At 70.5% G+C, this 20485-nt stretch carries 14 protein-coding genes and 3 pseudogenes; 9 read left to right on the top strand and 8 right to left on the bottom strand.

Translation table 11 applies throughout. The annotated features are described in order from the left end of the window. Positions 1-240 (top strand): FCD domain-containing protein (locus tag ABD329_RS06825; RefSeq protein WP_344316104.1); only part of this gene is annotated, 240 nt, incomplete at its 5' end. Positions 241-276: 36 nt separating this feature from the next. Here ABD329_RS06825 and ABD329_RS06820 read toward each other — a convergent pair. The 7 genes from ABD329_RS06820 to ABD329_RS06790 all read right to left on the bottom strand — a co-directional run bounded on the left by ABD329_RS06820 (position 277) and on the right by ABD329_RS06790 (position 9083). Next, complete coding sequence (locus tag ABD329_RS06820; protein WP_198277945.1) at positions 277-1821, bottom strand: sugar ABC transporter ATP-binding protein; 1545 nt, start codon at positions 1819-1821, stop codon at positions 277-279. After that, positions 1818-2885: an ABC transporter permease gene (locus ABD329_RS06815; RefSeq protein ID WP_198277944.1), complete on the bottom strand. Its 1068-nt coding sequence runs from the start codon at positions 2883-2885 to the stop codon at positions 1818-1820. The genes ABD329_RS06820 and ABD329_RS06815 overlap by 4 nt, the downstream gene beginning before the upstream one ends. Then, positions 2882-3958 (bottom strand): ABC transporter permease, encoded by a 1077-nt coding sequence (locus ABD329_RS06810; protein ID WP_198277943.1) that lies wholly within the window; start codon positions 3956-3958, stop codon positions 2882-2884. Before ABD329_RS06810 ends, ABD329_RS06815 begins: the two co-directional genes overlap by 4 nt. Continuing rightward, positions 3955-5043 carry a mandelate racemase/muconate lactonizing enzyme family protein gene (locus ABD329_RS06805; protein ID WP_198277942.1) on the bottom strand — a complete coding sequence of 363 codons (1089 nt, stop codon included), beginning with the start codon at positions 5041-5043 and terminating at the stop codon, positions 3955-3957. The genes ABD329_RS06810 and ABD329_RS06805 overlap by 4 nt, the downstream gene beginning before the upstream one ends. A 91-nt stretch (positions 5044-5134) precedes the next feature. Then, a complete protein-coding gene (locus ABD329_RS06800; RefSeq protein WP_198277941.1) occupies positions 5135-6229 on the bottom strand; it encodes a substrate-binding domain-containing protein in 1095 nt (364 codons plus the stop codon). 191 nt (positions 6230-6420) lie between these two features. Continuing rightward, complete coding sequence (locus tag ABD329_RS06795) at positions 6421-7806, bottom strand: chitinase (RefSeq protein ID WP_198277940.1); 1386 nt, start codon at positions 7804-7806, stop codon at positions 6421-6423. Then, complete coding sequence (locus ABD329_RS06790) at positions 7803-9083, bottom strand: glycoside hydrolase family 16 protein (protein WP_198277939.1); 1281 nt, start codon at positions 9081-9083, stop codon at positions 7803-7805. The genes ABD329_RS06795 and ABD329_RS06790 overlap by 4 nt, the downstream gene beginning before the upstream one ends. A gap of 591 nt (positions 9084-9674) precedes the next feature. Here ABD329_RS06790 and ABD329_RS06785 point away from each other — a divergent pair. The 5 genes and pseudogenes from ABD329_RS06785 to ABD329_RS06765 form a co-directional block, all read left to right on the top strand. After that, a pseudogene (locus ABD329_RS06785) lies at positions 9675-10550 on the top strand (chitinase); the annotation flags it as partial. 14 nt (positions 10551-10564) lie between these two features. Further along, the gene (locus ABD329_RS06780; protein ID WP_246618551.1) at positions 10565-12376 is read left to right on the top strand and encodes a coagulation factor 5/8 type domain-containing protein; all 1812 of its coding nucleotides are present in this window, start codon (positions 10565-10567) and stop codon (positions 12374-12376) included. Positions 12377-12864: 488 nt separating this feature from the next. Beyond that, positions 12865-13539, top strand: coding sequence for a YyaL domain-containing protein (locus ABD329_RS06775; protein ID WP_246618550.1), 675 nt, complete (start codon positions 12865-12867; stop codon positions 13537-13539). Positions 13540-13918: 379 nt separating this feature from the next. Beyond that, positions 13919-15055 (top strand): annotated as a pseudogene (locus ABD329_RS06770) (chitinase); the annotation flags it as partial. A gap of 85 nt (positions 15056-15140) precedes the next feature. Beyond that, positions 15141-16136 (top strand): aldo/keto reductase, encoded by a 996-nt coding sequence (locus tag ABD329_RS06765; protein ID WP_344316103.1) that lies wholly within the window; start codon positions 15141-15143, stop codon positions 16134-16136. Positions 16137-16158: 22 nt separating this feature from the next. On the opposite strand, the gene ABD329_RS06760 is transcribed toward ABD329_RS06765, so the two are convergent. Next, positions 16159-17850 (bottom strand): FAD-dependent monooxygenase, encoded by a 1692-nt coding sequence (locus tag ABD329_RS06760; protein WP_344316102.1) that lies wholly within the window; start codon positions 17848-17850, stop codon positions 16159-16161. A 70-nt stretch (positions 17851-17920) separates the two neighbouring features. On the opposite strand from ABD329_RS06760, the gene ABD329_RS06755 reads away from it, so the two are divergent. The 3 genes and pseudogenes from ABD329_RS06755 to ABD329_RS06745 form a co-directional block, all read left to right on the top strand. Then, the gene (locus ABD329_RS06755) at positions 17921-18547 is read left to right on the top strand and encodes a TetR/AcrR family transcriptional regulator (RefSeq protein ID WP_344316101.1); all 627 of its coding nucleotides are present in this window, start codon (positions 17921-17923) and stop codon (positions 18545-18547) included. Positions 18548-18556: 9 nt separating this feature from the next. Further along, complete coding sequence (locus ABD329_RS06750; RefSeq protein WP_344316099.1) at positions 18557-19801, top strand: AAA family ATPase; 1245 nt, start codon at positions 18557-18559, stop codon at positions 19799-19801. Then, positions 19798-20485 (top strand): annotated as a pseudogene (locus tag ABD329_RS06745) (hypothetical protein); the annotation flags it as partial. The gene ABD329_RS06750 and the pseudogene ABD329_RS06745, both read left to right, overlap by 4 nt.

Genomic DNA, 20485 nt, shown 5'->3' with positions numbered 1-20485 from the left:
GACGCGACCGCCGGGGCACCGGGGCGGCCGCTGCTCGCGGACGCGGTGCAGCGGCTCCACTCCCATCTGCATATCTTCCGGCTGAGCAACCAGCTCGGCGCGGATGACCCGACCCTCGCGGAGCACCAGCGCGTGGTGCACGCGATATTGCGCCGCAATGCCGACCGGGCGGCGGAAGCGATGGCGGAGCACCTCGCCCGCAGCCTCGGGCGCCAGCTCAGCCGGGACGAGGAGTCCTGACCCGCACACATGGGTCAGGGCCCCGCGCCACGTGCGTTACGCCTCCACCGTCCGCGGGCGCACCGCCGACGTCGCGCGGTCGTGGATGACGCGGATGATCCGGCCGCTCATCCGCTCGTAGTCGCGGTCGTTGTCGACCTCGCCGCGGATCCGGTGGTCGGCCATCACCACCACCCGGTCCGCGAGCGTGATCATCTCGGTGAGGTCGCTGCTGATCAGCAGAATGGGCAGGCCATCGCGGGCCAGCTCCCAGATGAGTTCGTGGAAGGCGTGTTTGGTGCGCACATCGACACCCACGGTCGGCTCGTCCACGATGAGCAGCCGGGTGTCGGCCGCCAGCCACTTCGCCAGGCTCACCTTCTGCTGGTTGCCGCCGGACAGCTCACCGGCGTGCTGTCCGATTCCGGCGACGCGGATGCCGAGACGTTCGACGAGGTCGTGCGCCACGTCCCGCTCCTCGCGCGCGGAGACGAACCCGAGCGCCTTCGCCAGCCGCCTCCACACCGTCACCGTGATGTTCCGGGCGATGGGCTGCTCCAGGAAGACCCCCTCCTCCTTGCGGTTCTCGGTGAGATAGCCGATGCCGAAGCGGTGCAGCGCCTGCCGGGGAGAGGCGATGCGCACCGGCTCGCCACGCACCCGGATCTCGCCGCCGGTGACGCGGTCGAGGCCGAGCACGGCCTTGACCAGTTCGCTGCGTCCCGCGCCGACCAGCCCGTACAGCCCGACGATCTCGCCGGGCCGGACGTCCAGGCCGATGTCCCGGTGCCCGGCGGCGGTGGACACTCCGTCGAGCGAGAGCACCGGCGGAGCGGAGGTGTCCACCTCCCGGGGACGCATCTGCGTCGCCGCGTGGGCGCGGCCCACCATGAGACCGACCACGTCGTCCTGCGTGTGCTCGGCGAGTGGTGACGACTCGAGCACGGAGGCGCCGTCGCGCAGCACGGTGACGGTGTCGCAGATGGCGAACACCTCCTCCAGCTTGTGGCTGACGAAGACGACACACGTCCCCCGGGCCTTCAGCCGCCGCACGACCTCGAAGAGGCGCTCCGCCTCGCGCGGGGAGAGGGATGCGGTCGGCTCGTCGAGGAGCAGCACCCGGCTCTCGGTGTACAGGGCCTTGGCGATCTCCACCAACTGCTGCTGCGCCACGGACAGTTCACGGACCGGCCGGTCCGGGTCGAGGTCCAGGCCGAGCTCGCCGAGGCACCGCAGAGCGGGGTCGGTCATGGCCGCGCGGTCGATGAGACCGCGGTGTGCGGGAGGGCGCTGTAGCGTGATGTTCTCGGCCACCGAGAAGCCCGGGATCAGATTGCGCTCCTGGTGCACCACGCCGATGCCGGTGCGGGTGGCCTCCAGTGGCGAGCGCGGACGCACCTCGCGGCCGCACCAGACGAGACGGCCGCTGTCGGGGGTGTGCACCCCGGTCAGGACCTTGATGAGGGTGGACTTTCCCGCGCCGTTCTCGCCGAGCAGTGCGTGGACGGACCCGGCGGTGAGGCGCAGTCCGACGCCGTCCAGGGCCCGTACACCGGGAAACACCTTGACGATGGCCTGGCATGCGAGAAGGACGTCGTTCATCCGGAGCCTCCCGTGTGCGGCGACACGGCGGCTGCCCGCGCGTCGCTCCGCGGTGGTGCGGGCGGTGCGCTCCCGCGCGAGCCGCCCTTCCTGGCCACGTGGCTCTGGTGGATGCGGCCGCCCACCACCGTGCCGAGCACGACCACGCCGATGAGGAAGTTCACCCAGCTCGGATCGAGCGAGAACTGCGCCCGTGCGGCGTCGATGAGCCGCATCACAAAGGCCGCGAGCACCGTGCCGAGCACCGCGACCGAGCCTCCGGTGAGCGCGACACCGCCGATGATGGGAGCCGCGAAGCTGGGCAGCAGCCAGTCGCCGCCCACACTGCGGTTGACTCCGGGCAGTGACGCGGTGGCGGTCAGGGCGGCGACGCCGATCAGAAGCCCCGACAGGGCGTGGGCGAGCACGATCTGCCGGTCGGTGGAGATGCCCGACAGCCTGGCCGCCAGCGGATTGCCACCCGCCGCGAGCAGCCGCCGACCGGCGGTGGCGCGGTACAGGAAGGCGGCGAGCAGGGCCGCGGCGGCCAGCGCGGTGACGAACACCAGCGGCACGTTCAGCGGGGCGGCGCGGCCGAAGTCCCTCAGGGCGGCGGAGTATCCGTCGACGGTGCGGGTGCCGGTCAGCCCGTACTGCGCCCCCTGGAGGATCGTCATCGTCCCGAGGGTGACGATGAAGCCGTTGATCCTCGTCCCCACGATGAACAGGCCGGTCACCAGCCCGACGGCCGTGGCCACCAGCACCCCGGCCACCACCGCGACCCCGGCGGGCATGCCCTGGTCCGCCATGAGGACGCCCATCAAGCAGGCGGTGAAGCCACCGAGCGCGCCGACCGCGAGATTGAGCTGTCCGACGCACAGCGCCACCATCTGGGCCAGCCCGATGAGCACGGGGGTGGCCAGGTACCGCAGGAAGGTGCGCTCCGAAGGGCCCTCGAAGAACGAGCCGGAGGAGGCGACGCCCAGGGCGAGGTAGCCGATGAGCACCACGCACAGCAGGGTCATCGTCGTGGAGCGGGAGAAGCGGCGCAGGGCCGCGGCACCCCGATCGCGGACCGTGTTCATGTGGAGCGCACCACCTTGCGATGGGACACCACGGTGCGCACCCGGTCGGCCGAGAGGGCCAGGAGCAGAACGCAACCGAGGTAGATGTTCAGGCTCTCCAGACCCACCCCGAGCAGATCGAGGCCCTTGCGGATGACGCCGACCAGGGCGGTGCCCAGCAGCGCTCCCACCACGGATACGACGCCACCGGTGAGCAGGGTGCCGCCGAGCACCGAGCCGAGGAACGAGGGCAGCATGAAGTCGTCCCCGATGGAGGCGCGGAACGTTCCGGTGCTGACGGCGGCCATGAATCCGGCGAGCGCGGCGAGCAGCCCCGAGAGCGTGTGCGCCAGGATGACGCGGCGGCCGGTGGGAATGCCGGACAGCTCCGCCGCCGCGGGGTTGGCGCCGGTGAGCAGCAGCTCCCGGCCGATACGGGTGGCGCCGTACAGGAAACCGAGGCCGAGCAGGGCCAGGACGGTGAACTGCGCCAGCTGCGGTATCACCGGGGATCCGCACACGGGCCCGACGCAGATGTCGGCCAGCGAGTACGAGCGCAGTTCCGCGAGCCCCGACGGCTTGGTGGTGAAGGCGGCGTTCTCGGTCAGGGCCGAGTAGAGCAGGGAGACGAGTCCCAGCAGCGCGAAGTCCATCGCGAGGGTCACGACGAAGGAGCTCACCCCGGTACGGGTGATGATCCAGCCGGTCAGCGCGCCGATGGCGGCTCCGGCGCACAGACACAGCAGCAGGCCGAGCGGCAGTGGCAGGCCCAGCCGGTCGTATCCGAGCCCCGCGAACAGCGCTCCGAAGGCGGCCATCCGCCCGACGGCCAGGTTCATCTGCCCCACCGACAGGACGACCATCTGGGCGAGCGCCACCACGGTCAGCGTCGAGACGTCCCGGACCAGCGGGAACAGCACGAGTCGCGCGTCGAGGAAGGTCGGCTCCACCACACCGAACAGGGCGCCGAGGCCGACGACGAGCACCAGCAGACCGAGCCGCTGGTTGACCCAGAACGGCAGCCGGTGCGCGGGGCGCGATGGCGTGGCGGGGGCGGAGCGGGTGGCGCTGCCCGGCGGGATGACGGGCGTCATGCCACTCTCCGGTCGTCGATGGCGTCCATGTCCCAGTCGATGCCGATGCCCGGCACGTCGGGCGCCACGGCCATCCCGTCGCGCATCGTCAGCTCGCCGCGGGTCACGGCCCGCAGCTGCGGAATGTGCTCCACATAGCCGCCGTTGGGCACCGCGGCCACGAGGCTGACGTGCAGTTCCATCAGGAAGTGCGGGCACACCATGACGTTGTGGCTCTCCGCGGTGTGGGCGACCTTGAGCCAGGGCGTGATCCCGCCGACGCGGGCGGCGTCGACCTGGACGACGGAGGCGGCGCCCGTCTCGAGGTAGCCGCGGAACTGCGGGAGCGCGTAGAGGGATTCGCCGACGGCGACGGGGATCCGTGTCGCCCGCGCCAGCCGGGCATGGCCGCTGATGTCGTCCGCCGGAAGGGGCTCCTCGAGCCAGTACGGGTCGTAGGGCTCCAGCGCGGCCGCCAGCCGGAGGGCGGAGGACATCGTCTGCGACTGGTTGGCGTCCGTCATGATGTGCGGCGAGGGGCCGACGGCCTCGCGTACCGCGCGCAGCCGCTCGGCGTCCTCGGCGGGGTGCGGCTTGCCCACCTTGATCTTGATACCGGCCCACCCGGCCTGCTGGGCCCGCAGCGCCCCCTTCACCAGGTCGTCGGGGGTCAGATGGAGCCAGCCGCCCTCGGTGTCGTAGACCGGAACCTCCTGGCGGTGGCCGCCGGCCAGCCGCCACAGCGGCTCACCCGCGCGCTTGCAGCGCACGTCCCACAGCGCGGTGTCCACGGCGGCGAGCGCGAGCGAGGTGATGGCTCCGGTGGTGGTCGCGCGGGTCAGGGCGAACAGCCGCTGCCACAGCGCCTCGACGTTGCGCGCGTCCTGTCCGATAAGGGCGGGCAGCAAGTGGTCCCGCAGCAGGGCCAGTACCGAGGTGCCGCCGGTGCCGATGGTGTAGGCGTAGCCGGTGCCCGCGCTGCCGTCGGCCGTGGTGAGGTCGACGAGTACCGTCTCCTGCTTGACGAAGGACTGCACCGCGTCGGTGCGGTCGGTCTCCACGGCGATGTCGGCCAGCTTGGCCGTGGCGGTGGTGATGATGCTCATCCGATGATGTCCGCTTTCTGTGGTGCGGCGACTTTCGGTACGGCGACGTGCTGTGGCGCGGCGACGTTCTGTGGCGCGGTGACGGCGGGGATCAGCCGCAGGCCAGGACGTCGTCGGCGAACCGCCTCTTCAGCTGGGCGGTCTTCGCCTTCCGCGCACGGTCGTAGGTCGTGAGGTTCTCCTTGGTGACGACGAACGAGCCCGAGTCGACGGACTGGCCGGGCCTGCGCATGGCGCACTGTTTGGTCTGGAGCAGCGCGAGGGCCCACGCCCCGACCTCGGCCTGCCCCACCGGGTTCTGCACGACGGTGGCGGTGACCGTGCCCTGCCTGAGCGAGCTCAGGATCTTGGCGTCGTCGTCGATGGCCACGACCTTCGCCCGCGAACCGGCGCTCTTGACGGCGTCGGCGGCGGCGACGGCCGGGTTGTAGGCGGTGGAGACGATGCCCTGGATCTGCTTGCCCTTTGCCGTCAGCAGGTCGGACACCGCCTTCTGCGCGGTCTGGAGGTCCTGGTCGATGTCGGTGACGGTCTGGAGCAGCCGTACCTTGCCGCCCGACTCCTTGACGGCCCTGGCCACGCCCCTGATCCGCAGCTGGGTGTTGGCGTCCACGTTGTTGCCCGTCAGATGAACCAGCCTGCCCTTGCCGCCCATGGCGTCGATGGCGGCCTTGGCCGCCTTGTAGGCGGCGAGTTCGACGTCGGTGGAGAGACAGAAGTCGGCCTCGTTCTCCTTGCCCGCCGGGCAGGAGCCGAGCGATGCCACGGCGAGGCCCTGCGACTTCAGGTCCGCGAACGTGGTGTTGATGTCGGTCGGCGAGACCCCGAAGACACCGAACGCGTTGTAGCCGCGCGCGGCGAGCGTGGACAGCAGGTTGTTCTGCTTCTGCTGGTCCCACTCCGCCGTCTCGTCGAACCTCACATCCCCGAGCCGGTAGGTCTTCCTGGCCTTGGCGCCGGCGGTCTTCCAGGGCTGGAAGTAGGGGTGGGCGCCGCCCGGGACGAGCGCGACCTTGGTGGCCGATCCGTCCGCGAGCACGGCCGAACCGCCGCCCGCCCGCGCGGAGGCGGGGGCCTGCCCGCCCACCGGCTCGCCCGAGTTCTTGAGTGTGCAGGCCGCCGAACCCGTGGCCAGCAACGCCACGGCGACAACTCCCGGCAGAAGAGATCTGGTCCGCAGACGCACCTCCTCACCCCCCACGAATCACATAGGAAATTGATGCCGCGATGGTGTGCCAGTCGAGCCATCCCGTCAAGGCTCTCGACAGAAACCCCTGCAAGACGCCCGGCAAGCGCGAGATCCGGCGCCTCTGTGGATCAGGCGCCGGATCTCGTGTCCCAGATTCCTATAGGAAATAGATGTGTCGGACCGTGGGGTCAGCCGCTGTACTGGGCGAAGGCGCGGGTGAAGTCCCACGGCTGCTGGGAGACGCCCGAGCAGGTGTCGGCTCCGCCTCCGGTGCAGGGCCGGTCACGGTTGACCGACCAGAAGGTCAGCCGCGCGAGGTGCTTCTGCTGGGCGTAGCCGAGGATGGTGCGGAAGTCGGCGACGGTCACCGTCTCGCCGTTGTCGGTGATGCCGTTCATCGACGAGATGCCGGAGTGCCGGTACGCCTGGTCGTCCGAGTACCCGTAGGCGCTCTTGACCGTGTTCTTGAGCCCCTCGGCGGCGCGGATGGTGAGCTGGCCCATGTTCTGGCCCGCTCCCCCGAAGTTGAACGGCATGATGGTCCAGCTGTCCACGGTCAGCCCGGCAGCGGCGGCCTTGCTGATCAGACTGTTGTCGGGGCCGTTCTGGCCGGTGCCGAAGGTCACGTACACCTTGATGCCGGGGTTGTTGGCCTTGACCGTCTTCAGCGCGTCGACGGTGCGCTGCTGGACGGTCGGGCTGTCGTACGCCGCGGCCTCGATGTCGATGTCGATCGCCTTGAGCCCATAGGCGTTGATGACCTTCTGGTACGCGGCGGCCAGCTCGCCCGCGCTGCCGCAGGAGCTCTCCAGCTTGTTGCCGCTCCAGCCGCCGAAGGACGGGATGACATCGCCACCGGCCGACCGCACGGTGTTGGCGGTCTGCTGGTCGACGCCCCCGGTGAGCGGACGGCCGCCGTCCCACTGCGGGTCGCAGTAGCCGTTACTGAGGACGAAGGCGAGGGTGAACCACTTGACGCCGGTCGCGTTCATCACGGTGGTGGGGCTCGGCGGGCTGCCCCAGCCGTTGTAGAGGTACGGGGCCACGGCCATGGCACCCGGTCCGGGCGGCGTGGTGTCGCCGCTGGGCGCCGTCCACTTCTGGTTGGCGGCGCCGGTGCAGGTCCATATCTGCAACCGCGTGCCATTGGCCGAACTCCCGCCCGTGGCATCCAGACACTTGTTGGCCTGCGGATTCACAATGTCACGCGCCGCCGGAACCGCCCACTGCTGAGCCGCACTCCCATTGCAGTCCCACAACTGAACCGGAGTGCCGTCGGCCGTACCACCCGACGCCACATCCAGACACTTCCCCAACGCGCGAATCGTGCCATCGGAACCCACACTCCACTGCTGCGCGGCAGTCCCATTGCAGTCATAGAGCTGCACCGGCGTGCCATTGGCGTTGTCGGCACCCGCCACGTCCACACACTTGCCACCGACACCGGTGATCTGGCCCGTGGCCGCCACGGCGCCACTGGCGGGGAGGCTGGTCAGGCCGGTGAGGAGGGCAGCGGCGGCCGCGGCGCCGAGCAGACCGCGCATCCCGGGTCCGCGCAGGAGTCCGCCACTCATCTGGTCACCGTCCACTTCTGGTTGGCGGCGCCGGTGCAGGTCCATATCTGCAACCGCGTACCGTTCGCCGAACTCCCGCCCGTGGCATCCAGACACTTGTTGGCCTGCGGATTCACAATGTCACGCGCCGCCGGAACCGCCCACTGCTGAGCCGCACTCCCATTGCAGTCCCACAACTGAACCAGGGTGCCGTCGGCCGTACCACCCGACGCCACGTCCAGACACTTCCCCAACGCGCGAATCGTGCCATCGGAACCCACACTCCACTGCTGCGCGGCAGTCCCATTGCAGTCATAGAGCTGCACCGGCGTGCCATTGGCGTTGTCGGCACCCGCCACGTCCACACACTTGCCACCGACACCGGTGATGGCACCGCCGCTCGGCTGTCCGCTGTCGGTGCTGACCCGGACGTAGTCGACGAGGAGCTGCTGGGGGAAGGAGGTGCTGCCGTCGGGGTCCCCGGGCCAGTAGCCGCCGACCGCGAGGTTGAGGATCACGAAGAAGGGCTTGTTGAACACCCACTGCCGGCCACCGAGATCGGCCGGGGTGCGCCGCTGGTAGACGGTGCCGTCGACGGACCAGCTGATCGCGTTCGGGCTCCAGTCGATGGCGAAGGTGTGGTACGCGTCGGCGAACGCCTGGCCACCGGGCAGGGAGTAGCCGGCGCCGATGCCACCGGAACCCGAGTACCCGGGGCCGTGGAGGGTGCCGTGGACCGTGGAGGGCTCGAAGCCCACGTTCTCCATGATGTCGATCTCACCGGAGTTGGGCCAGCCGACCTGTCCGATGTCATTGCCCAGCATCCAGAACGCGGGCCACATGCCCTGCCCGCGCGGGATCTTCATCCGGGCCTCGACCCGGCCGTAGGTGGTGGTGAACTTGCCGGAGGTGTTCAGCCGGGCGGAGGTGTACTCACACCGTCCGTACCAGCACTGGTAGTTGCCCGGGTTCTCGCGGCGGGCGGTGATGACCAGGTGGCCCTGGCCGTCGAGGGCGGCGTTGCTGTTGCCCTCCGTGTAGTACTGCCGCTCGTGGTTGTTGACGTTGTCCCCCGTCTCGATCTGCCACTTGCCGCCGTTGACGGCGGAGCCGGCGGGCCCGTCGAACTCGTCGGAGAACGTGACGGCGGCCGCCGAGGCGGGTCTCGCGGTGGACTTCGCGGCGGGGCTCGCCGCGGAGGCCGAGGTGCCCTGTGCCAGTCCGGTGGACAGCGACACGAGGGCGAGGACGGAGACGAGGGACACCAGCAGTCGCCGGGGTAAGCGCGGGGAGTCCATGACTCTCCCTTCCAGAAACAGGTGATGACAGGTGCGGAGAGGCATGAGGCGCATGGGAACCAAGTGGTTACGGCGCCGACCGGGTGCGTGAGCGATCTGAGCGGTACTTAGTTCATTACGTGAGTTAAGAAGTGAAGGAAAAGCCTGTCAAGGGTTTGGTATGGACCAGATATGCCAACAAGTCACCGCGCGAAGGGCTGTTCGCCGCCGAGGACGCCGGAGACACGGCCAGCGGGTTCGGCCTTTGAAGGCAGGTCATTCATTGGTGCGGACCTATTGACGAGACACGTTCAACTCCCGAAATATATGGGCCCGAGAGTCCGGCCGTGACCTTCCGGCCGGACACCGCATGTCGCGGGCTGCGGCGGCGCCTGTCCGACGGACATGCTCACTGCCGGGGCCCGTCCGCGTGTCAGGAAGGCATCCCCCCACATGAAACACAGCGAAGACCTCTCGGCCCGGGACCGCTCCCAGCGCCGCCGTCGGCGGACCGTCCTGGCCGTGGCGGCGGCCCTCGCGGCCACCGCCGCGAGCACGACCGCGGCCGCCTGGGCCGACAACACCGGTCAGGACCGCGCCTCGGCATCCGCCGCGCCCGCCGCCGTGGCCCCCTACCTCTACAACGGTTGGGGCAACCCCCCGGACCCGGGCGAGGTGATGGACGCCACCGGCGTCGGCTGGTTCACCCTCGCCTTCGTCCTCGACTCGGGCAACTGCGACCCTCAGTGGGACGGCAGCCGCCCGCTGGCCGGCGGCGCCGACGAGCAGACCGTGAAGGCCGTACGGGCCAAGGGCGGCGATGTGGTGCCGTCCTTCGGCGGCGCGAACGGCAACAAGCTGGAGCAGTCCTGCTCCGACGCGAAGGCCCTCGCCGGGGCCTACCAGAAGGTCATCGACGCCTACGGCCTCAAGGCCATCGACATCGACATCGAGGGCGACGCCTACAACGACCCGGCCGTCCAGCAGAAGACGATCGACGCCCTGAAACAGGTGAAGGCCGACAACCCGGGGCTGCTCACCTACGTCACCTTCCCCAGCGATCGACACGGCCCCGACGACGGCATGATCCGCCGGGCCGCCGAGTCCGACTTCGAGGCCGACAGCTGGACCATCATGCCGTTCGACTTCGGCGGCGAGGGCCAGAACATGGCCGAGCTGACCAAGCAGGCCACCGACGGGCTGAAGAACGCCGTCAAGGGCGCCTACGGCTACAGCGACGAGGACGCCTACCGGCACAGCGGCCTGTCCTCGATGAACGGCATCACCGACGTCAAGGAGACCGTCACCACGGACGACTTCGAGTCGATCCTGGGCTACGCCTCCGAGCACCACCTGTCGCGGCTCTCCTTCTGGTCCGTCAACCGCGACCGCCCCTGCCCCGGTGACTACCCGAACGACGACACCTGCTCCGGAGTCGCCCAGGAGCCCTGGCAGTTCACCGGGATATTCGCCCGGTACCAGGGCTGAGGGGGCACATCACCATGACGAACGACACCACCGGGGCGAACGACACCACCGGGGCGGACACCGCCGGTGACACCACCCGGCCCGGACACCGCCGACGCCGTCGCGTCGCCCGCGCCACCGCCGCCTTCGCCGTGCTGGCCGGCGCCGTCGCCGCGGCGCTGACCGTACCGGCGGCGCACGGCGCGGACGCCGAGCCGGACCTGGGCCCCAATGTGCAGATCTTCGACCCGTCGATGTCCGCGCAGGAGATCCAGGGCAAGCTCGACTCGGTCTTCGGCGAGCAGGAGAAGAACCAGTTCGGCCAGGCCCGGCACGCCCTGCTGTTCAAGCCCGGCTCGTACGACGTCAAGGCCAATGTCGGCTTCTACACCCAGGTGGCGGGTCTCGGCCTGTCGCCCGACGACACCACCATCAACGGCCAGGTGCACGCCGAGGCCGACTGGTTCGACGGCAACGCGACGCAGAACTTCTGGCGCGACGCCGAGAACCTCGCCGTCAACCCGGACGGCGGCGCGGACCGCTGGGCCGTCTCGCAGGCCGCCCCGTACCGCCGGATGCATCTGAAGGGCGATCTCCAACTGGACGACGGCGGCTGGTCCAGCGGCGGTCTGCTGGCCGACACCAAGGTCGACGGGCAGGTGAAGTCCGGATCGCAGCAGCAGTGGCTCTCCCGCAACACCGAATGGGGCAGCTGGACCGGCTCCAACTGGAACATGGTGTTCGTCGGCGCGCGGAACGCCCCGGCCGGGGACTTCCCCAACCCGCCGTACACCCGGGTCGACAAGTCACCCATCACCCGTGAGAAACCCTTCCTGTACGTCGACGACGACGGCGCGTACAAGGTGTTCGTGCCGGACGTGCGCAAGGACTCGACGGGCACGTCCTGGTCCTCCGGCGCGCCGAAGGGCAAGTCGCTCCCGCTGAGCGACTTCTTCATCGCCAAGCCGGATGCCACGGCCGAGGAGATGAACGCGGCGCTCGACGCGGGCAAGCACCTGCTCATCACCCCGGGCGTCTACCACCTCGACGCACCGCTGAAGGTGACCCGTCCCGACACCGTCGTACTGGGCCTGGGGCTGGCCACGCTGGTTCCCGACAACGGGGTCTCGGCGATGAACGTGGCCGACGTGGACGGCGTCAAGCTCGCGGGACTGCTCATCGACGCGGGCACCGAGAACTCCGACACGCTGATGGAGGTGGGCCCGAAGGACTCGTCCGCGAACCACGCCGACAACCCCATCTCGCTGCACGACGTGTTCTTCCGGGTCGGCGGCGCGGGCGTGGGCAAGGCGTCCACCAGCCTGGTGGTCAACAGCTCCGATGTGATCGGCGACCATACGTGGATCTGGCGCGCCGACCACGGCGACGGCGTCGGCTGGGACTCCAACACGGCCGACAACGGGCTCGTCGTCAACGGCGACGACGTGACCATGTACGGCCTGTTCGTCGAGCACTACCAGAAGCACCAGACCACCTGGAACGGCGAGGGCGGCCGCACGTACTTCTACCAGAACGAGATGCCCTACGACCCGCCGGACCAGGGCGCCTGGATGAACGGCTCCACCAAGGGATACGCCGCCTACAAGGTGGCCGATTCGGTCAACCGCCACGAGGCGTGGGGCCTGGGCAGCTACTGCTTCTTCAACACCAACAAGTCCGTCACCGCCGAGCACGCCTTCGAGGTTCCCCAGAGCCCGGACGTGAAGTTCCACGACATGGTCACCGTCTCGCTCGGCGGCACCGGCACCATCAACCATGTCATCAATGGCACGGGAGGTCCCTCGGACGCGGGCAGCAACGTGGCGAACGTGACCGAGTACCCCTGATCCCGTAGCACGCTCCACCGGCTCCACCAGTTCCACCAGCTTCACCAGTCCGACTGTGGGGCGCGGGTATGTCGCCCGCGCCCCACAGTCGGCCGAGCGCACGGACCGCATGTCGTCATGTCGTTGTCGGACGCACCCTCGTGAAGGGCGGACACTGATGAGCGTTTCCCGGCGAGCCCTGCTGACCACCGCGGCCGGTACCGCGGTGGCGGCCACTTCGATCGCTCCCCCGGCCCGGGCGGCGGAGGAGGCCCCCGGCCATGCCGCCACGCTCCGCACCCTCCGCGAGACGGCGGACTACGCGGTGGCGAAGCTGCGCGCGGTCGCACCGGGGGTGAGCGGCTTCCCGGTCGGTACGAAGTTCGAGAAGTGGACGTACTCCCAGAACGGCGACTGGGTCGGCGGGTTCTGGCCGGGGTGGCCGTTTCATCCGGGCCTGGGGAGCGCTGGACGAGCAGGCGAACGCGGGCCGGGTCATCATGGACACGATGATGAACCTCGATCTGCTGGCGTTCGCGAGCAGCCAGAGCGGGGATGGCACGTACCTCGACATCGCCGTGGAGCACGCGAGAACCACCCAGCGGCACTTCCCCCGCCCGGACGGATCCACCCCGCACGTCTACGACTTCGATCCGTCCTCCGGCGCTGCCCTCGGCCCGGCCACCGTGCAGGGCTACAGCCCGGCCTCCTGCTGGTCGCGCGGGCAGGCCTGGGGAATTTACGGCTTCACCACCATCCACCGCCGGACCGGCCACCGGGAATTCCTCACCACCGCGCGGAAACTCGCCGACTTCGCCCTGGGCGCGCTCACCCCGGACAACGTCCCCGTGTGGGACTACCTCGCGCCGCAAGCACCCCACGACATCAAGGACGCCTCCGCGGGCGCGGTCATGGCCTGCGGTCTGCTCGACCTGTCCAGGGCCACCGGCGAACCGCGCTACCGCGAGGCGGCGCTGCGGCTGCTCACCGCGCTCTCGCAGACCTGCCTGACCACGAAGTCGGCGCGGGCCGAGGCGATCGTGGCGCGCTGCACCCGCAACCGCCCGAGCGAGGACGGCGTCGAGATCTCGCTCCCGTACGCCGACTACTACCTGCTCGAAGGCATTCTGCGGGTGCTGCGCCCCGACGACGTCGACCGGGCCATCGACCTGTCCACGGTCTGACGCCCACCTCGGGCCGCGCCGCCCGGCCGGGCGGACGCCATCGGCCGCCGTCCGGCACCGCCCGGCGCGCCGGTTGCGGCGCCACCGGCGAAGACCCGCCCCACCGGGCCTCAGGCGACCGCGGCCCTGAGGGCTGACGCATACGGCCGACCAGCCGTGGAGCGAACGCCTCGGCAACGCAACACTGAACGTAAAGATCCGCCGTCCGATTTGGTCCGGACCATTGACACTAGTGGTCTAGTCCTGTTGTCTCATGGGCGCGCGACCTCCCCCATGTCTCCCGTCCATCCCTCCCCCTCCCCCCAACTTCAGCTCCGTCTTCCCCCCACACCAAGGAGCGGCCCCCATGAGCCTCCGTTTCCCCCTGAGCAAGAGGGTCCTGACCGGCGTGTGCGCCTCCGTCGCCGCGGCCGGGCTGCTCGCCACGGTCTCGACGACGACCGCCGACGCGGGCACCACTTCCGACGCGGGCACCACTTCCGCCACCACGAAGGCGGCACTCCCCGAGCACGCGCTCGTGGGCTATCTCCACTCGAGCTTCGCCAACGGCTCGGGATACACCAAGATGGCCGATGTACCCGACAGCTGGGACGTCATCGACCTGGCCTTCGGCGAGCCCACCTCCACCACCTCCGGCGACATCCGCTTCAGCCTCTGCCCCCAGAGCGAATGCCCGAACGTCGAGTCGGAGGACGACTTCAAGGCCGCCATCAAGGCCAAGCAGGCCGCGGGCAAGAAGGTGCTGATATCCATCGGTGGGCAGAACGGCCAGGTGCAGCTCACCACCACCGCCGCCCGTGACAAGTTCGTCGAGTCGGTCGGGGCGATCATCGACAAGTACGGACTGGACGGCCTCGACATCGACTTCGAGGGCCACTCGCTGTCGCTGGACGACGGCGACACCGACTTCAAGAACCCGAAGACCCCGTCCATCGTCAATCTCATCGCGGCCGTGAAGTCGCTCAAGGCGAAGTACGGATCCGACTTCGTCCTCACCATGGCCCCGGAGACCTTCTTCGTACAGCTGGGCTACCAGTTCTACGGCTCGGGCCCCTCCGGCGGCCAGGACCCCCGCGCCGGGGCGTATCTGCCGGTCATCCACGCACTGCGGGACGATCTGACCCTGTTGCACGTCCAGGACTACAACTCCGGGCCGATCATGGGGCTGGACAACCAGTTCCACAACATGGGCAATGCCGACTTCCACATCGCGATGACCGACATGCTGCTCACCGGCTTCCCCGTCGCGGGCAAGGCCGACAACGTCTTCCCCCCGCTGGACCCGTCCCAGGTGGCGATCGGCCTGCCCGCGAGCCCCAACGCGGGCAACGGCCACACCACCCCCGGTGATGTGACCAAGGCCCTCAACTGCCTGACGGAGAAGGCCGACTGCGGTGGCTACGAGCCGCACGGCAGCTGGCCCGCCCTGCGCGGGCTGATGGCCTGGTCGATCAACTGGGACGGCTTCAACGGCGGCGAGTTCTCGAAGAACTTCGACAGCTACTACGGCCGTTGAGCCATCGCTCCGGTCATGGGCGCGGGTGGCCGCCCGTGACCGGAGCTTGCCTTCGCGTGCGCTTCAACTCCTACCGTTCACCGGCATGGAGACCATGGCGCACCACAGAACGCTGGGCCGCGGCGGCATCGATGTGAGCCCCCTCGGCTTCGGCTGCTGGGCCATCGGCGGTGAGTGGCAGTCCACCGACGGGCAGCCCCTGGGCTGGGGCAAGGTGGACGACGACGAGTCGGTGCGCGCGATCCGGCGCGCACTCGACCTCGGCGTCACCTTCTTCGACACCGCCGACGCGTACGGCACCGGCCACAGCGAACGCGTGCTCGGCCGTGCCCTCGGCAAGCACCGCGACGATGTCGTCGTCGCCACGAAGTGGGGCAATGTCTTCGACGAGCGGACCCGGGTGCGCGAGGGCCAGGACGACTCCCCGGAGCATGTCCGCCGCGCCCTGACCGCCTCGCTGCAACGCCTGAACACGGACCATATCGACCTGTACCAGCTCCACATCTCCGACGCCGACCCAGGACGGGCCGCTCACCTCCGCGACGTCTGCGAGGAGTTGGTACGGGAGGGACTGATCCGCGCGTACGCGTGGAGCACCGATGACCCCGACCGGGCCGCCGTCTTCGCCGAGGGTCCGCACTGCGCGGCCGTCCAGCACCGTCTGAACATCCTCCAGGACGCGCCCGAACTCCTCGCGCTCTGCGCCGAGTCGGACCTCGCCAGCATCAACCGCAGCCCCCTCGCCATGGGGCTGCTCGCCGGAAAGCACACCGCCGGACGCGCCCTGGACGACGGGGACATCCGCAACGCGCCGCCCGCCTGGCTGCCGGGGTTCATCGCGAACGCGGGCGCGGACCCGGCCTGGCTCCAGCGGGTCGACGCCCTGCGGTCCATCCTCACCAGCGACGGCCGTACCCTCGCGCAGGGCGCCCTCGCCTGGATCTGGGCCCGCAGTCCGCGGACGATCCCGATCCCCGGCTTCCGTACGGTCGCCCAGGTCGAGGAGAACGCGGGCGCGATCGCGAAGGGGCCGCTCACGGCCGGGCAGATGGCCGAGGTCGACCGGGTCCTGGGGCGGTGAGCGAAGGCGGCGTGCGCCATGCTCAGCGTGAGTCGACCCACCGCTGGATCGCGGCGTCGAGCTCCTTGAGGACGCCGTCGTCGGACGCGGCGGTGACCGGCGTGGCGGTGTCGGACGCGGCGGTGTCGTGTGCGGCGGCCCAGACGATGACGCCGTCGGGTCGTACCAGCAGGCTGGGTGGCGACGCGGCGGAGGCGGGATCCGCCACGTAGGCGATCCGGTGCCCCCTCGGGCGTACGGCCCCGGCGAAGCGCCCGTCGGGCGAACGGTCGACGAGGACGAAACGGCCGTCGTGGGCGTGGTCGGCGAGCCGGTCTCCGGAGGACAGCGCGACATCCCCGGCGATCGAGCCGACCGGCCCCGCCGCCCTGTCGGCGACACCGGCGACACCGGCGACACCGACCACGTCGGCCACGTCATAGCGCTGTGTGATCCCCGACGTCAGCGCGACCACGCGGTTCATCACGCCCGGCGCGGCGAACAGTTCCCCGCCGACGACGTCGCGCAGCCGCGCGGTGTGTTCGTCGCCGCGCATCAGGGCGACCTGCGCCCGCGTCCAGTCGAGCACCCATGCCGCGATCGGGTGGCGTTCGCTCTCGTAGGTGTCGAGCAGTCCGGCCGGAGCGCGTCCCCGCACGGTCGCGGCGAGCTTCCAGCCGAGGTTGGCCGCGTCGCCGAGGCCGAGGTTCAGTCCCTGGCCGCTGAACGGCGCGTGCACATGCGCGGCATCGCCCGCGAGCAGCACCCGGCCGCGCCGGTAGGACTGGGCCTGCCGGGCGTTGTCGGACCAGCGGGTCGCACGGCCGCGCAGGCCCTTGAGCGTCACATCGACGCCGCTGACATCGCGTATGACCGCCTGGAGTTCGTCGAGGGTGACCGGGGCGTCGCGGTCCTGTGGCCGCGGCCCGAAGCGAGCGACGAGAACGCGCCCGGGGATCGGGCCGTAGGCGTAGATGCCGCGGGGTGTCCATGTCCAGCCGCGGCTCAGCTCGCCGGGGTCGTCGAAGTCGGCCACCGCCTGGTACCCCACCAGCTGCGGATCGGTGCCGGTGAAGCCGATGCCCAGTTGCCGACGGATCGCGCTGCGGCCGCCGTCGGCCGCGACGACCCACCCGGCCGTCAGCTCGCCCGCGCTGGTCTCCACCACGACATCGGCGTCGTCGCTGAGGTCCGCGTCCGCGGGTCGCGTGCCACCGACGCCACGCACACCCACACCGCGCACACCGCGCACCTCGACACCGCGGCGCACCTCCACGCCGAGCCGGGCGCAGTGCTCCCCGAGCAGCAGCTCGAGATCGTACTGGGGCACGAGGACGCCGCCCGACGCCGCGGTGTGCGCGGCCAGCACTGGATCGCCCTGATCGACCAGCTCATCGCGGAACAGCATGCCCGCGAAATGCCCGGCGACCGGGAAGCGGCGCGTCCCCCGCGCACCCCGGTCCAGCTGGTTGACGAGGGCGTTCTTCCGGCCGTGGCCGGCAAAGGCACCGACGGACGCCAGCAGGCGCCGCTGTACGTCCTCCGCGGCCGGCAACAGCCCGCGCCGGTCCAGGATTTCCGCGCTGGCGACATTGATCGACCCGGCCTTGATCGTCGGATCGGGCTCCGGGAGCCGCTCCAGGACCAGCACCCGTACGCCCTGGAGTGCCAGTTCACCGGCGAGGAAGAGGCCCGTGGGCCCGGCCCCGACGACGATCACATCGCTGCGCCGCATGACACGCTCCTTCTAGGTTTACCCGGTAAGCTTACTCGGTAAAGGTAATGGGAAGGGCTAGCGTTGTCACATGCCGAATCGAGGGGACCGTGGCGGAGCGCAGACCCGGGCTCGCATCGCTTCCGTAGCGACCCAGCTGTTCCTGGAGCGCGGATTCGACGACGTGACCATCAACGAGGTCGCCGCGGCCGCCGGGGTGTCGAAGGTGACGGTCTTCGCACACTTCGACCGCAAAGAGGACCTCCTGTTCGACCGCTTTCCGGAGGCCCTCGACGCCGCGCGGGCCGTGCTCCGCGAGCGCGCGGATGACACGGATCCCGTCGAAGCCATGCGCCGAGCCGCCCTCGCACTGGCCGAGGAACGCCATGTGCTGTCCGGGCTCGGGGAGGGTGTCGAGCCGTTCCTGCGCACCGTGATGGCGTCCCCCGCGCTGATCGCACGGCTTCGCCTCTTCGCGTCCGAGGCGGAGGAGACACTCGCGGCGGAACTCGACGCCGACACGCGCTTCTCGGGCGACAGCACGCTGACCGCAGCCCTGCTCGTCGCCGCGTACCGCACGGTCGCCGTCGACACGGTGCAGCGACGACTCGCCGGAGAGGACATCGACGAGGTCGGTGCCGCGCATCAACGTCGTCTGGCGCTCGCCTTCGACGCGTTGTCGGGTGGGTTGAACAGGGCGTCGCGGGATGGGAGTTGAATGCCGGACATGGACGCACACGACACGCCGGACGCAGACGACACGCCGGACGCGCAGGACACGCCGGACGCGCAGGACACCGCCAAGAGGCTGCGGGCCATCACCGACGAGCTGTCGGACCGCTTCTACGAGCGCGCCGACGTGGTGCGGACGCTGGTGGTGACGCTGCTGGCCGGGCAGCACTCCTTGGTGCTCGGCCCGCCCGGTACGGCCAAGTCCGAGCTGGCCCGGGAGCTCACGGGCAGGGTCGAGGGCGCGGCGTACTGGGAGATCCTGCTGTCGAAGTTCACCGCGCCCACGCGGATGTTCGGCCCCATCGACGTGGCCGCGCTGGCCCGGGGCGAGTACCGCCAGGTCTACGACGGCCGCGCCACCACCGCGCACATCGCGTTCATCGACGAGATCTTCAAGTGCTCCACGGCGGCGCTCAACGAGACGCTGGGCTACCTCAACGAGCGGATCTACCACCCCGAGAACGGTGGCCCGCCGATCCGCTGCCCGCTGATCGGGGCCATCACCGCGAGCAACGAGCTGCCCGGCGGAGAGGACTCGGCCGCGATCTACGACCGGCTGCTGGTGCGCGTCGAGGTCGGCTACCTGGAAGACCCCTCGAACTTCGCCGCGCTGGTCCGCTCCGCCGTCAGCCGCCCGGCGGCACCGCCACGGACCACGGTCGAGCTGACCGCGTTGCGACACGCCGTGGCCGAGGCGGTCCCGGCCGTGGACGTGCCCGACGCGATCGTGGACGCGGTGTGCACGCTGCGGGCCGCCCTGCGCCGCAAGGAGCTCATCGCCTCCGACCGCCGCTGGCGGCAGGCGGTGGGCCTGCTCCAGGCGTCCGCGTACCTCGACGGCCGCCCGGTGGTCGCCGAGACCGACCTGTCGGTGCTGACGCATGTGCTGTGGGACTCCCCCGCCGAACGCCCCACCGTCGAGCGCGAGGTGCTGCACCTGGTCAACCCCGACGCCAAGGAGGCGCTCGACCTGGCCGACGCCCTCGATGAGCTGGAGGCCCAACTCGACGCCATGGCCGGGCAGTCCCGCGAGGCGCTGAGCGAGTGGGTCATCAGACAGGCCCACAACAAGCTCGCCATGGCGGCGAAGCGGCTGGAGAGGCTGCGCGAGGACGCGGCGCGCGCCGGTCGCTCCACCGCCGCCATCGACCGGGTCACCGGCCGCCAGCGCGCCGTCCGCGCCCGTGTGCTCACCGAGGCCCTCGGCGTGGACGCGAGCATGGTGCAGGCCCAGCTGTGAGCGAGCGCGCCGAGCCCGCGCCCGACGAACCGCCGAGCCGGTCCGGAACGTGGCGGGGCCGGTCCGCCACCGCTCCCGTACGGCACACCACCGATCCCGTACGGCACACCGCGGCCGTGGTCGCGGACCGGTTCGACCGGATCACCTGGCGCGACACCTATGAGCAGTCGGCCGGGCTGCGCGAGGTGGCCGAGGAGCTCACCGGGTGCCACGACCACGCCACCGATCTCCTCACCGATGTGTTCCTGGCCGCCTACAAGGTCCGGCCGCGGTTGCGCGAGCGCGCCGAGATGGCGCCCTCCCGGCTGGTCAACCACACGGTCGTCTCGTCACTGGTGGAGTCACCGGAGTTCGCCGAACTGCGCCGGGAGACGGCCGGCGACCCGTACGCCGCCGCCATGGCCGTGCTCGCCCAGGCCGCCGCGGTGCGCCGGATGCTGGAGCGCTCCCGGGAGGCCCAGGAGCGGGCCGAGCGGGCGAGCAGGGCCCAGCAGGACGCCGACGACGCGGCGGCCGCCGCGGACGAGGCGCTCCGGCGGGCGGCGGACGAGACCGACGAGGACGGCCCAGCCCCTGCCGCCGACGCCGTACGCCAGGCCGTCGTGGCCGCCGAGGCCGCCGAGGCCGCCGCGCGACGAGCCGCCCAGCACGCCACGCGGGCCCTGGCGGCGGGGGCCCCCCGCA

This window comes from Streptomyces javensis, from assembly GCF_039525925.1.
Taxonomy (GTDB): Bacteria; Actinomycetota; Actinomycetes; order Streptomycetales; family Streptomycetaceae; genus Streptomyces; species Streptomyces asiaticus.
Note: the sequence above shows the minus strand (reverse complement) of the source record. Positions and strands in the feature narration are given on the sequence as shown.